General features: G+C 50.3%; 15 protein-coding genes, 2 tRNA genes and 1 rRNA gene. 15 read left to right on the top strand and 3 right to left on the bottom strand.

Annotation, left to right across the window (positions count from 1 at the left end; all coding sequences use genetic code 11):
* The first annotated feature begins 3 nt into the window (after positions 1-3).
* Together NE473_RS06905 and NE473_RS06900 are read left to right on the top strand one after the other, a co-directional pair.
* The gene (locus NE473_RS06905) at positions 4-1,212 is read left to right on the top strand and encodes an aspartate kinase (RefSeq protein WP_022030633.1); all 1,209 of its coding nucleotides are present in this window, start codon (positions 4-6) and stop codon (positions 1,210-1,212) included.
* Entirely contained in the window at positions 1,187-1,591 is a 405-nt protein-coding gene (locus NE473_RS06900; protein ID WP_341465618.1) for a DUF2752 domain-containing protein, read from the top strand. The genes NE473_RS06905 and NE473_RS06900 overlap by 26 nt, the downstream gene beginning before the upstream one ends.
* A 100-nt stretch (positions 1,592-1,691) precedes the next feature.
* Here the strand turns inward: NE473_RS06900 and NE473_RS06895 are convergent, their stop codons facing one another.
* On the bottom strand, positions 1,692-2,078 hold the full coding sequence (locus NE473_RS06895) for a hypothetical protein (protein WP_006774420.1): 387 nt from the start codon (positions 2,076-2,078) through the stop codon (positions 1,692-1,694).
* A gap of 140 nt (positions 2,079-2,218) precedes the next feature.
* Positions 2,219-3,181 carry an Rpn family recombination-promoting nuclease/putative transposase gene (locus NE473_RS06890; protein WP_055651155.1) on the bottom strand — a complete coding sequence of 321 codons (963 nt, stop codon included), beginning with the start codon at positions 3,179-3,181 and terminating at the stop codon, positions 2,219-2,221.
* A gap of 250 nt (positions 3,182-3,431) precedes the next feature.
* Here NE473_RS06890 and NE473_RS06885 point away from each other — a divergent pair, with 250 nt between their 5' ends.
* From NE473_RS06885 to ispD, 9 genes are all read left to right on the top strand, one after another.
* The gene (locus tag NE473_RS06885; RefSeq protein WP_055651154.1) at positions 3,432-5,573 is read left to right on the top strand and encodes a Tex family protein; all 2,142 of its coding nucleotides are present in this window, start codon (positions 3,432-3,434) and stop codon (positions 5,571-5,573) included.
* 9 nt (positions 5,574-5,582) lie between these two features.
* Entirely contained in the window at positions 5,583-6,194 is a 612-nt protein-coding gene (locus NE473_RS06880) for a YcxB family protein (RefSeq protein WP_022030392.1), read from the top strand.
* Between the two features lie 41 nt (positions 6,195-6,235).
* Positions 6,236-6,664 carry a tRNA (adenosine(37)-N6)-threonylcarbamoyltransferase complex ATPase subunit type 1 TsaE gene (tsaE, locus tag NE473_RS06875; RefSeq protein ID WP_006774415.1) on the top strand — a complete coding sequence of 143 codons (429 nt, stop codon included), beginning with the start codon at positions 6,236-6,238 and terminating at the stop codon, positions 6,662-6,664.
* Positions 6,661-7,359 carry a tRNA (adenosine(37)-N6)-threonylcarbamoyltransferase complex dimerization subunit type 1 TsaB gene (tsaB, locus tag NE473_RS06870; protein WP_022030391.1) on the top strand — a complete coding sequence of 233 codons (699 nt, stop codon included), beginning with the start codon at positions 6,661-6,663 and terminating at the stop codon, positions 7,357-7,359. The genes tsaE and tsaB overlap by 4 nt, the downstream gene beginning before the upstream one ends.
* Positions 7,360-7,387: 28 nt before the next feature.
* Positions 7,388-7,840: a ribosomal protein S18-alanine N-acetyltransferase gene (gene rimI, locus NE473_RS06865; RefSeq protein WP_022030390.1), complete on the top strand. Its 453-nt coding sequence runs from the start codon at positions 7,388-7,390 to the stop codon at positions 7,838-7,840.
* Positions 7,841-7,967: 127 nt separating this feature from the next.
* A complete protein-coding gene (locus NE473_RS06860; protein ID WP_022030389.1) occupies positions 7,968-8,210 on the top strand; it encodes a hypothetical protein in 243 nt (80 codons plus the stop codon).
* Positions 8,211-8,623: 413 nt separating this feature from the next.
* Complete coding sequence (locus NE473_RS06855; RefSeq protein WP_022030388.1) at positions 8,624-9,535, top strand: ribonuclease Z; 912 nt, start codon at positions 8,624-8,626, stop codon at positions 9,533-9,535.
* 13 nt (positions 9,536-9,548) lie between these two features.
* The gene (tsaD, locus tag NE473_RS06850; RefSeq protein ID WP_022030387.1) at positions 9,549-10,586 is read left to right on the top strand and encodes a tRNA (adenosine(37)-N6)-threonylcarbamoyltransferase complex transferase subunit TsaD; all 1,038 of its coding nucleotides are present in this window, start codon (positions 9,549-9,551) and stop codon (positions 10,584-10,586) included.
* Between the two features lie 43 nt (positions 10,587-10,629).
* Positions 10,630-11,346: a 2-C-methyl-D-erythritol 4-phosphate cytidylyltransferase gene (gene ispD, locus NE473_RS06845; protein ID WP_055651152.1), complete on the top strand. Its 717-nt coding sequence runs from the start codon at positions 10,630-10,632 to the stop codon at positions 11,344-11,346.
* A gap of 143 nt (positions 11,347-11,489) precedes the next feature.
* On the opposite strand, the gene NE473_RS06840 is transcribed toward ispD, so the two are convergent.
* Entirely contained in the window at positions 11,490-11,813 is a 324-nt protein-coding gene (locus NE473_RS06840; protein WP_022030385.1) for a helix-turn-helix domain-containing protein, read from the bottom strand.
* Positions 11,814-11,996: 183 nt separating this feature from the next.
* On the opposite strand from NE473_RS06840, the gene NE473_RS06835 reads away from it, so the two are divergent.
* The 4 genes from NE473_RS06835 to NE473_RS06820 form a co-directional block, all read left to right on the top strand.
* Positions 11,997-12,251: a hypothetical protein gene (locus NE473_RS06835; RefSeq protein ID WP_138314542.1), complete on the top strand. Its 255-nt coding sequence runs from the start codon at positions 11,997-11,999 to the stop codon at positions 12,249-12,251.
* A gap of 288 nt (positions 12,252-12,539) precedes the next feature.
* Positions 12,540-12,625, top strand: a tRNA-Ser gene (locus NE473_RS06830).
* Between the two features lie 48 nt (positions 12,626-12,673).
* Positions 12,674-12,762: transfer RNA gene (locus tag NE473_RS06825), tRNA-Ser, on the top strand.
* 236 nt (positions 12,763-12,998) lie between these two features.
* Positions 12,999-13,338: ribosomal RNA gene (locus tag NE473_RS06820) — 16S ribosomal RNA — on the top strand; the annotation flags it as partial.

The following is a 13,338-nucleotide window of genomic DNA, read 5'->3' as shown; positions in this document are numbered from 1 at the left end:
TCCATGTTAATCGTAAAGAAATTCGGCGGAAGTTCCGTCGCGGATAAAGACAGGATCTATCATGTAGCCAGACGCTGCATCGAAGATTATGAAAAAGGAAATGAAGTTGTGGTCGTCTTATCGGCCATGGGAAAGACCACGGACGGTTTACTTGCAAAGGCCCATGAGATCAATCCCAATCCTCCCAAACGGGAGCTGGATATGCTTCTGGCAACAGGAGAACAGACCAGTGTTGCACTGATGTCCATGGCCATGAGCGCCCTGGGGGTACCGGCAGTGTCTCTCAATGCGGCCCAGGTTGCCATGCATACCACGTCAACCTACGGCATGGCCAAATTAAAACGAATCGATACCGAACGTATCCGCCACGAGCTGGATGCCAGAAAGATTGTAATCATCACCGGCTTTCAGGGCATTAACAAGTACGACGACATAACGACTCTGGGGCGCGGCGGTTCGGATACCACGGCGGTGGCTCTTGCGGCGGCTCTCCATGCAGATGCCTGCGAGATTTACACCGATGTGGACGGAGTATACACGGCAGATCCGAGAATTGTACCCAATGCAAGAAAGCTTACCGAGGTTTCCTACGACGAGATGCTGGAATTTGCTTCTCTGGGGGCCAAGGTATTACATAACCGTTCCGTCGAGATGGCGAAGCGGTACGGAGTTCAGTTAGTGGTCTTATCGAGCCTTACAAGGGCGGAAGGTACTATCATCAAGGAGGAAACAAAAGTGGAAAGAATGCTGGTTAGCGGTGTGGCCGCAGATAAGAATGTGGCCCGTATCTCCGTGATCGGAGTGAAGAATGAACCGGGTATCGCTTTTAAAATATTCAACCTGCTGGCGAGACACCATATCAACGTGGACATCATCATCCAGTCCATCGGCCGGGAAGAGAGAAAGGATATCTCCTTCACGGTGGCGAAAACGGATTTGCAGGAAGCCATGACGCTGCTGAATGAAAACCGGGAAGTGCTTACGGCTCAGACGATCACCTGTGAGGAAGGCGTGGCGAAGATCTCCATCATCGGCGCAGGAATGACCAGCAACCCGGGCGTTGCCGCCAAGATGTTTGAATCCCTCTACAGCGCCAATGTGAATATCAAGATGATTGCAACGTCAGAGATCCGAATCACCGTGCTCATCGGGGAAGAGGATGTAAACCGTGCCATGAGAACTGTTCATGACGCGTTCGATCTGGCTGACTGATCAGGGCAGTGACGGAATGATCAATGAGATCTTTGGCTTTATAAAAAAACTGCTGGGCATTGGTATGCCCTGCGCCTTTCACTCTCTGACCGGGCTGTACTGTCCGGGCTGCGGGGGAACGAGGGCTGTGAGGGAACTTCTTTACGGCGATCTGCGCATGAGCTTTCAGTACCATCCGCTTGTACTCTACGGGGCCGCAGTCGTTGTGCTGGAGTTGGTATCCTGGGGGGCGTCCCGCATGTTTCGCCGGCCGTGGCTGCATATCAGGCAGTATAATCTTTTTATACTGATCGGAGCGGGAATCGTGGTGGCAAACTGGTTTTACAAGAATTATATGCTGGTGTTCCGCGGCGTGGATTTGCTGCCGCTGCTGAAGTAAGGTGTGAACCGGAAAATCAAAAGAGCTCCCGGGGAATCGGAAAAGATGTTCCGCTCCCCCAGGAGCTCTTTCTGTTAATCTGTTATGAATCTGCTAAAAGCTATTGAGTTGGAAACAGTGCGGAAGGATTCTGCAGCGCTTCCATCATATCACGGAAATATTTGCCCGCCATAGTGTCCGTTCCCATGACATCGTAAACGATAATAATGAAGAATGTCATGAGCAGTCCGCAGACCGCTGCCAGAATAGAGAGGATCAGACCAAGCTGTGCCTGCTGGGTAAACGGTTTACCTTTTTTGGACAACACGGCGCAGGCAATTCCCAGAAGCCCAAGAATCAGGCCTGCCGGAAGGCCCCAGATGGGACCGCACATGCAGTTGCCTATAAGGCCCAGGCCTCCCAAAAACACCGACCAGGATGCCCAAAGGGTTCCTGGTGACGGCATATTCGGAAGCAGGCCGTTGTTTTTATTGTTATTATCTTCCATTGTATAAGTACCTCTTCTGAATGCTATTGTATGATTGTAGCACGAAAATGGCCATGTGTCCAGTAGGGGGACGGCAGACTTAGAAAGGACTGTGGCACGAAAGAAAAAATGTGTCACAGCCCTTTCTAAACAGGTAATACTTATCTGGTCTGTATAAAACTTATAAAATCATCCAGAGATTCCGCTTTAGCAGCATACTTAAGCCATATCCTCAAAATATCCGTGTCGTGCTGCCCTAAAACAACAGTCCGCAGCTGTTCCGGTATCTCTCCGAATTCTTCCAGAAGTTCCAATATGGATTCCGCTTTACCCAGAGCAACGCCCTGATCACGTTCGTAGTCCCGTATGGTCGCTTCGTCGTGTTCCCATTTCTCACGCATTAGATAGTGGTAACGTTTTTCCTTCTCCGCGTTGATCTTCTCTAATTCTTCCACAGCCGCTTTCATGTACTCATTTCTCTCTGCCATGTTCTTAAGCACCTCCCAATCATCAGCAGAAATCATCTGTGCCCATGCATAGATTTCCGACTTCCGTTCTTCCGGTGTTGCCTTCGATAACTGGCTTAATTGTAACACGCGCAGGCTCATTTTGTCACTATATAACCGATGTGTATTTCTGTCACGAAATTCGATGATCGAGTACCAGGTCCCATTCTCATAGAGTGGAAAGGCCAGAATACCGATGTGAACGGTAGCCTCCAGCATTTTATAAGAAGTTCCTTTCTCAAATCCTTCAACGAAATCCTTCGATAAGTAGAACAGACTTCTTTCCTCCCAGTTGGCAAACGGCAGAACCTGAATCTCAATGTTAATTTTCCGGTCTCCATTTAACAAAAGTTTAACATCCAGTATTCCTTCTTTATCGTCAGCATATTCGCCCGGAAGAAATGAATCCATGAACTCTAATTTCCGGATATCGGCTGGATCGATATCCAATAATGCACTGAGCAAACCGGTCAGTGCTGCTTTATTGTGGAACGTCGTTTTAAACGCAAAATCATTGAGTAAACGGATGTTCAGCCGTTCATCACTGTCTGCCAGTTTGCGGATTGCGTTCTCATTCATACTTATTCCGCCATAGTGCTGTTTTATTTTAACAGTCATAAGTAAAGCCTCCTTCATATGTAATTGGTTAAAACAGGATTATCCGGAAGAACTTCCAGAAAGACAGCCATAAGAACAGCTGCATGATTCTGCCAAAGCAGAAAAGAAATAGAATAAAATCAGTATACCAGATTTTACAATAAAATAAAACCGTTTTTTCCGGCAGCAGAGATAACCGTCTTGCATAACCTCCCTGTATGAATTATAATAATTAAATTGAGTCAAGTATTAAGACATAAGGGGATAGAACATGGACATTATCAGGGCACTACAGGAAGAACTGGGAATCGGCCGCGGCCAGGTGGAGGCGGCAGTTAAACTGATCGATGAAGGAAACACGATTCCGTTTATTGCCAGATACAGAAAAGAAGCGACCGGATCCTTAAATGACGAGGTTTTAAGAAATCTGGATGAGAGGCTGCGCTATCTGCGCAATCTGGAAGAGAAGAAGGAACAGGTAATTTCTTCTATCCGTGAACAGGAGAAGCTGACACCGGAACTGGAACAGCAGATTCTGGCGGCTGCCACGCTGGTAGCGGTGGAGGACTTATACCGCCCGTACCGTCCGAAACGCCGGACGAGGGCGACCATAGCAAAGGAAAAAGGGCTGGAACCGCTGGCAGACTTAATCATGCTTCAGCAGATGAAGGGACCTGTCCTGGAAGCGGCCAGGGATTATATCTCTGAGGAGAAAGGCGTCGCTACGGCGGAGGAGGCTGTGGAAGGTGCCAGTGATATTCTCGCCGAGCGGATCTCTGACAATGCGGAATACCGGACGTATATCCGAAATGCCACGATGAGCCAGGGAAGTATCCAGTCGGCGGCAAAGGATGAGAAGGCGGAGTCAGTCTATGAGATGTACTATCAGTACGAGGAGAGCATCAAAAAGACTGCGGGCCACCGGATTCTTGCCCTGAACCGGGGAGAAAAAGAGAAGTTTCTGACCGTAAAGGTGCTGGCTCCTGTGGAACAGATTATCCGTTATCTGGAAAAGCATGTGATTGTAAAGGACAACCCCAACACCACACCCGTGCTGCGGGAAGTGATAACGGACAGCTATGACCGTTTGATTGCTCCCGCCATTGAGCGGGAAATCCGAAACGACTTGACGGAGAAGGCGGAGGACGGCGCCATCCGGGTGTTCGGGAAAAATCTGGAGCAGCTTCTGATGCAGCCTCCCATCGTGGGCCGTGTCGTGCTGGGCTGGGATCCGGCATTCCGTACCGGATGTAAGATTGCTGTGGTGGATGAGACCGGGAAAGTACTGGATACCGTAGTCATCTATCCGACTGCACCTCAAAATAAGGTGGAGGAAGCAAAGGTTATTTTAAAGAAACTGATAAAGAAATATAACGTTTCCCTGATTTCCGTGGGGAACGGAACGGCCTCCAGGGAGTCAGAACAGATTATCGTGGAACTGTTAAAAGAACTGCAGCAGCCGGTTCAGTATATTATCGTCAATGAGGCGGGCGCATCCGTATACTCTGCCAGTAAGCTGGCCACTGAGGAGTTCCCGCAGTTTGACGTGGGGCAGAGGAGCGCTGTCTCCATCGCGAGACGTCTTCAGGACCCGCTGTCGGAGCTGGTAAAGATTGATCCCAAATCTATCGGTGTGGGACAGTACCAGCATGATATGAATCAGAAGCATTTAAGCGAAGCGCTGACGGGAGTCGTTGAAACAGCTGTCAACCGGGTTGGCGTGGATTTAAACACCGCTTCGGCCTCGCTGCTTGAGTATATCTCGGGAATCACGAAGACGATCGCAAAGAATATTGTGACATACCGGGAGGAAAACGGTGCATTTACGTCCAGAAACCAGCTGTTAAAGGTGGCGAAGCTGGGACCCAAGGCGTATGAGCAGTGCGCAGGCTTCATGAGAATTCAGGGCGGTAAAAATCCTCTCGACGGCACCAGTGTGCACCCGGAAAGCTACGAGGCAGCCGAAAAGCTGCTGGACAGGCTGGGCTATGATGTGGCGGAACTGGCCCACGGCGGAATAAAGGGAATCGGCAGGAAGGTCACAGGCTATAAAAAACTGGCCGAAGAACTGGGAATTGGAGAGATTACCCTTCAGGATATCGTAAAGGAGCTGGAAAAGCCGGCCCGCGACCCGAGAGATGAGATGCCGAAGCCTATCCTGCGCACGGATGTGCTGGATATGAAGGATTTACAGCCGGGTATGGTGTTAAAGGGCACAGTGAGAAATGTCATCGATTTTGGTGCGTTTGTGGACATCGGAGTTCATCAGGATGGGCTGGTTCACATATCACAGATGTCGGAGAAATTTATCAAGCATCCGCTGGAGGCGGTCAGTGTGGGAGATATCGTGGAAGTCAAGGTAATCAGCGTGGATGTGGCGAAGAAACGGATTGCTCTGACGATGAAATTATAGGAGGTGCTTATGGAACAGGAGCGTTGGGAGAAGGAACAGGCGAAAACGGAAGATGGGAAGGAAGCGCCGGTGGAGCAGAACGAGACAGGGCAGGCAGAGCCGGAAGCGGAATTGATGGTACAGACTAACCCGCTGGTATTTACGGTGAAGCTGACAGCAAAGGACTTATGGAAATTTTCCCTGTACCATTCCAATAAAGGAATGCTGGGCATATTCAATGTGATCTTCAGTCTGGCGGCCATCTTTCTGCTGGTTACCACCTGGGGATCCAACACGGTGATGTACCGGGCACTGCTGATTGTCTGTGCGCTGATGTTTACCGTGTGGCAGCCGTTTCTCCTGTATCTGAAGGCGGCGAAGCAGTCGAAGCGTCCGGTTATCCAGAATCCAATGGATCTCTCCTTCAGCAGGGAAGGCATCGTGGTGACTCAGGGAACGGAGCGGCTGGAGCTTATCTGGGAAAATATCGGACGGGTAGAGCGGATCCGGGGTATGATTATTGTATACATGGGGAAAGTCCGCGCGTATCTGCTTCCTGATTCCATCACTGGTGAGAAGAAGGAAGAACTGCTGGATCTGTTCCGGGAGAGTCTGCCAGCGGAGCGGAGAAAAAAGATATAAGAGGCAGCAGAGCCGGTAAAACGGCATGGAGGAAAGAATCAATGGTAACAGAGACATGGACACCGGAAGAAACGTATGCGTTCGGCAGAAGGCTGGGGGAGGCGGCAGAGCCGTCTTCTGTATACTGTTTAAACGGAGATCTGGGAGTTGGAAAGACGGTATTTACACAGGGATTTGCCGACGGGCTCGGCGTGGAAGGTCCTGTGGACAGTCCGACCTTTACTATCGTCAAGCAGTATGACGACGGCAGAATGCCGTTTTACCATTTTGATGTGTACCGGATCGGCGATATCAGCGAAATGGATGAGATCGGCTATGAGGACTGTTTTTACGGAGACGGAGTCAGCCTGGTGGAATGGGGCGGCCTGATTGAGGAGATCTTGCCGGAGAATGTGATCACGGTGAAGATCGAAAAGGATTTGGAAAAAGGATTTGATTACAGAAGGATAACTGTGGAGGGACTGGAATGAGGATTTTAGGAATTGAGAGCTCATCGCTGGTGGCGTCGGTGGCTGTGGTGACGGACGACGTGGTGACGGCGGAATATACGGTGAATTTTAAAAAGACCCACTCCCAGACACTGCTGCCCATGCTGGATGAGATCGTCCGTATGGTGGAACTGGATTTGGAAACCGCAGATGCCATTGCCGTGTCCGGCGGACCGGGATCATTTACCGGTCTCCGCATCGGTTCTGCAACAGGGAAAGGGCTGGGGCTGGCGCTTAAGAAGCCGCTTATCCACATTCCGACGGTAGACGCTATGGCTTACGGCATGTACGGCTATGCCGGCCTGGTCTGCCCGATCATGGATGCCAGGAGAAATCAGGTCTATACCGGGATCTATGACAACCGGGAGGGATTTTCGGCTGTCAGGGAGCAGTGCGCCATGGATATCGATGAACTGGTGGATGAGTTAAACAAAATGGAGAGCAGAGCAGTGTTTCTGGGAGATGGAGTTCCTGTATACAGAGAACGGATTGCGGAGCGCATTACGGTTCCCTGCGAATTTGCTCCGGCGCATGTAAACCGGCAGAGGGCGGCGGCAGTCGCGGCTCTGGGCTGTATTTACTATCGGGAAGGGCGGACCGAGACGGCGGAGGAGCACGCGCCGGATTACTTAAGAAAGCCGCAGGCGGAGCGGGAACGGGAAGCCGGACTGATTTAACAGAGAGTGGACAAAGGAGAGCGTTTGTATGCTTAGAGAAATGATTCCGGAGTCGGACATGGACTGTATGGCAGAGATGGAGACAGAGTGCTTCAGCGATCCGTGGACGCCGGAGATGATTCTGGATTCCTTCCGAACGGGTCTGGACACCTGGCTGATCCTGGAAGAGGAGGGAGAGGCCTGCGGATACTGTGTCTTCCGTACGATTGCAGGAGAGGCGGAACTGCTCCGGATCGGCGTGCGTCCGCCTTTAAGGGGTCTCGGGTACGGTAAGAAACTGATGGATGGCGTGGTCGAAAATTCCAGAAAAAATGGGGTCACGGCCATCGCTCTGGAGGTAAGAGAAGGCAATGCACCGGCCAGAAGCCTATATAAATCCTATGGTTTTAAAGAGGAGTGCATCCGCAGCGGCTACTACAGGGACCCGAAGGAAGATGCCGTGATCATGTGGAACCGTGAGATTTCAAACATTTACCACTAAAATTTCGCCATGGCACCGTTTATAATGTAGGGGTATCCGGTCAGGATGCTCCTTTTCGCATCTGCAAAATCAGAGAGCGGCGAACTGGAGAAATCCGGAAAGTGCGAAGAAGAAAGGTGAGAGTAGGATGAGAAAGTACACAAGCGGCGGCCAGCTGGAGGCGGTTGTATGCAACTGCTGCGGGAAGAAATTGATTGTAGTGGATGGAATCGTGAGGGAAGGTGTTTTAAGCTTGAATCACGCATGGGATTTCTTTTCGGAGAAGGATGGAGAGATTCACCATTTTGATCTATGCGAACCCTGTTACGACGCAATCGTCAGTGAGTTTAAGATTCCGGTGGATGTGGAGGAACAGAAGGAATTTCTGTGAATATGCGGACGGACAGGCCGAATGAGGGGGAGAGGTAGCGCCCCGGGCCTTTCGTATGGTCCAGAGAGGGGGAGGAACAGGAAGGCAAAGGATTTCCTGTTTCCCAGGCAGCAGGAATTAAGACAGAAAGACGGGAAAATGGACGGCTTGCGCAGGCTTTGCAGAATTTCGGAAGAATGGCTGCACGCTAAGCGCTGGAATGTCAGCTTAAAGGCTTACATTCACAACTTCATTTTCCCGTCTTTCTGCGAATCACGGAATCGGAAATCATCACTGTCCCGTTCCTCCCCTTTTCCGGACTGCGCGGAAGGGCTGCAGCTGCAGAATTGAGTGAAGCAAAGTCCTCTTGATTATTTGTACCAACCTGTGTTATGATCTCAGATAGGCATTTTTAAAGAAATGAGGAATTGTTTATGTTAGATATCTGTTTGCTGGGTACGGGGGGCATGATGCCTTTGCCGTACCGGTGGCTGACTTCCATGATGGCGCGCTGTGATGGAAGTAACCTTTTGATAGATTGCGGTGAGGGAACCCAGATTGCACTGAAGGAAAAGGGCTGGAGCCCGAAGCCTGTTGACGTCATCTGTTTCACTCATTACCACGCGGACCATATCAGTGGTCTGCCGGGACTTCTTTTGACGATGGGGAACGCGGAGCGGACGGAACCCCTGACCATGATTGGCCCCAGAGGGCTGGAACGGGTGGTGTCGGCGCTGCGCGTGATTGCTCCGGAGCTGCCCTTTGAATTGAAATTCATCGAGCTCAACGAGCCGAGGGAGCAGCTTAAGATGGGACCGTACGTAATCGATGCATACCGTGTGAATCATAATGTGGTATGCTACGGGTATTCGATTTCGATTCCGAGAACGGGCCGGTTCGATGTGGAGCGTGCGAAGGCGTATGAGATTCCTCAGAAGTTCTGGAGCCGCCTGCAGCGGGGAGAGACCATGGAAGAGGCTGGAAAGGTATTTACGCCGGATATGGTTCTGGGACCGCCCCGGAGAGGGTTAAAGGTTACGTACTGCACCGATACGAGGCCGGTGCCTGTGATCGCCGAATATGCGAAGGACGCGGATCTTTTTATCTGTGAAGGCATGTACGGTGAGGACGGCAAGGAGGCCAAAGCCAGGGAATACAAGCACATGACATTCTATGAGGCGGCCAGACTGGCAAAGGAAGCAAATCCAAAACAGATGTGGCTGACCCATTACAGCCCCTCCCTGACGAGGCCTGAGGAGTTTATGGACAAGGTAAGAGAGATCTTTCCGCGGGCAAAGGCGGCAAAGGACGCATGGACCGCGGAACTGGAATTCGATGAAGACTGATGAGGCAGAGGAAATGAAAAAGAATCACACTGAGGAAGATATCTATATACTGGCGATTGAGAGCTCCTGTGATGAGACTGCGGCGGCAGTGGTGAAGAACGGCCGGGAAGTGCTGTCCAACATTATCTCCTCCCAGATCGCCCTTCACACGATCTATGGAGGGGTAGTGCCGGAGATCGCGTCAAGAAAGCATATTGAAAAGATCAACCAGGTAGTGGAAGCGGCGCTCTCGGAAGCGGGGATGACGCTGGAGGAGATGGACGCCGTGGGCGTGACTTACGGACCGGGCCTGGTAGGTGCGCTTCTGGTGGGGGTAGCCGAGGCAAAGGCTATCGCTTATGCAGCTAAGAAGCCGCTGGTTGGAGTCCATCATATTGAAGGCCACGTTTCCGCCAATTTTATCGAGCATCCGGAGCTGGAACCGCCCTTTATGTGCCTGATTGTCTCCGGCGGCCATACGCATCTCGTTGTGGTAAAAGATTACGGTGAGTTCGAGATCCTGGGAAGAACGAGAGACGACGCGGCGGGAGAGGCCTTTGATAAAGTGGCCAGGGCTGTGGGACTGGGATATCCGGGAGGTCCGAAGATCGATAAGGCGGCGAAGGAGGGCAATCCGCAGGCCATCCGTTTTCCGCGGGCGAAGGTGGAGGCCAACGCCTATGATTTCAGCTTCAGCGGTCTGAAATCCGCTGTGTTAAATCATATCAACCATGCGAAGATGATGGGCGAGGAGATCCATGTTCCTGATTTGGCGGCCTCATTCCAGAATGCGGTTGTGGATGTGCTGGTGAGCCATACGATAGCAGCCGCGAAGGAATACGGGTTTCACAAGGTGGCGATTGCCGGAGGCGTGGCTTCCAACTCTGCTCTGCGTGAGGGGATGAAGAACGCGTGCAGCAGGGCGGGGATCGATTTTTATTATCCGTCCCCTGTTTATTGTACTGACAATGCCGCGATGATCGGTGTCGCTGCGTATTATGAATATATTAACGGCGCCCGGGCAGGCTGGGATTTAAACGCGGTTCCGAATCTGAAGCTGGGAGAGCGTTAGAAATTCCGTACCACGGGCAGAAATGAGAAGGGGAGGTGTGGAGATGGGGGAGTGCAGCAATACGGCCGCCATCGTCCTGGCTGCTGGAAAAGGAACGCGTATGGGAAGCGATATTCAGAAGCAGTATCTGGAACTGGGGGGGAAGCCTCTCATCTATTATGCGTTAAAAGCCTTTGAAGACAGTCCGGTTGATCAGATTATCCTCGTAACCGGACGGGGAGAGACCGGGTACTGCAGAAAAGAGATTGTGGAAAGGTTCGGCTTTCAAAAGGTCCGAAAGATTACGGAGGGCGGCAGAGAGCGGTACCACTCTGTATTTGAAGGGCTGAAAGCGGTGAATGGCTGCAGCCTCGTTTTAATTCACGACGGTGCAAGGCCCTGTCTTACCGGCGAGATCATCTCGGCAGCGATAGAGGGGGCCAGTCGGTACGGTGCCTGTGTGGTGGGAATGCCGGTGAAGGACACGGTTAAAATGTCCGATCATGATGAATTTGCCGTCATGACTCCGGACAGAAGCCGCTTATGGCAGATTCAGACGCCTCAGGCCTTCGAGTACGACCTGATCTTTGATGCATACTCAAAGCTGCTCTCGTCCGAAGAATACCAGACCGGTGTGACAGATGATGCCATGGTCGTGGAAAGCATGACGGACCGAAAGGTAAAACTGATACGAGGTGATTATTCCAATATCAAAGTGACTACACCGGAGGATATGGATCTGGCGGAGGTTCTGCTGAGAAGGAAGCACATGATTTCATAAAACAGGTACGGAGTAAAACAATAAAATATGGCAGAAAAAAAGAGCTTGATCGGGTGATATCGGTCAAACTCTTTTTTTGAGATCATAGGAACGTGATCTTATGATCTCAAAAAGCCCTCCGGGCAGGATGCACATTTTCAGGCTTATTTTTGTCCTGCCTTCAGCAGATCCTTTATCAGGAGATGAAGATGTTCCAGCTGCTCACGGTTTAAGTGTCCGGCATCTTCCATGATATCTTTTAGTTTTGCAGGACAGGGCCGGTCCACAGCAAAAAAGTCAGAGGGTTCGATATTCAGATACTCACATATATAAAAGAACCCCATCATGGATGGGAGCGCGGTCCCATTTTCTATTTTGTGGATATATGTGGGGTTCTGACCCAGTGAGAGACTCATGTCCCGCGCGGATACACCTTTTTGCGTCCGCAGTTCAGAAAGACGTTTTGCAAAATTGAAGTCGATATACATAAAATACCCCCTTCCAGTTTCATAGTATTGCATTCAATGAAATATCTGTGGCAAATAATGCAATCACTCACTTGACATATTGCATTGATTACAATATTATTAACAATATGGAGTATTAAATGTATGATGCGAACACATTTTTTAAAATATACCGGAATAACAGCAGAACAGGAGCGTGAAACAATGGAAAAAATACGTGAAGGAAGCGGCAGAACAGATTTACTGGAACAATTAAGTGCCAGGATGGGCTGTCAGTATTTATCCGATTTACGCGGAACGAAGCGCAAGGTTCAATGCCGTGCCGTTCTGGTGGAGATTCCGGCTGAAGAATACACTACGGAGACCTGGAACGATGCAATTTACTATATTACCGGCGAAGAGACGAAATACTCCACACCGGCAGAGGCAAAAAAAGAATTGATTATGCGGCTTGAATAGGAAGGGGGAGAGGGAAAAGGTCAAAATGTGCGGTCGGTCAGCCAGGCCCGGATCAATGAAAACAGGTTGAATTACAGGTTGAAAACTGGGATAAAACAGAGGGAAAAAGGGTAAAATAAAAAAACTGGAAAAAATTGTAGAAATCTGTTGACAGATTACAAAATCAATGGTAAACTAGCCGAGTTGCATCTGATGCAGCCCGCTTTTGAAACCTTCCAGAGGTTGAAAAAAAGAGAAAAAAGTGCTTGACAAAAGCGCGAATATCTTTTAAAATAGAAAAGCACGTTTGGAGAGGTATCGAAGTGGTCATAACGAGGCGGTCTTGAAAACCGTTTGTCCGCAAGGGCGCATGGGTTCGAATCCCATCCTCTCCGTTGGCAGGTTTGCCGCTGAATTTAATGAGGAAATGAAATCAGCTAATTGCAGAAGTACCCAAGCGGCTGAAGGGGCTCCCCTGGAAAGGGAGTAGGCCGTTAGTAGCGGCGCGAGGGTTCAAATCCCTCCTTCTGCGTTCGCATTTGTGCCGGACATGCAATACCGGAATCAGATGCACCATCGCACTTTGAAAACAGAAGATTGAACAGTATGTAAAACCCTGAAAATTCTAATAAAACAAGCCATTGTTTGATGGCTTTGAATGAGAAAATTCAGAACGAATACAAGTATTGTATACGAACCAAACAACAAGTAAAACGGGAAATAAATTAGCTAGTTAGTTGATTTTGACCCCGGATCAAACGAATCATTTAACATGAGAGTTCGATCCTGGCTCAGGATGAACGCTGGCGGCGTGCTTAACACATGCAAGTCGAGCGAAGCGGTTTCGATGAAGTTTTCGGATGGATTTGAGATTGACTTAGCGGCGGACGGGTGAGTAACGCGTGGGTAACCTGCCTTACACTGGGGGATAACAGTTAGAAATGACTGCTAATACCGCATAAGCGCACAGGGCCGCATGGTCTGGTGTGAAAAACTCCGGTGGTGTAAGATGGACCCGCGTCTGATTAGGTAGTTGGTGGGGTAACGGCCCACCAAGCCGACGATCAGTAGCCGACCTGAGAGGGTGACCGGCCACATTGGGACTGAG

The organism is Hungatella sp. SL.1.14 (assembly GCF_024460495.1).
GTDB lineage: Bacteria > Bacillota > Clostridia > Lachnospirales > Lachnospiraceae > Hungatella > Hungatella hathewayi.
This window is presented reverse-complemented; position numbering and strand designations above follow the sequence as displayed.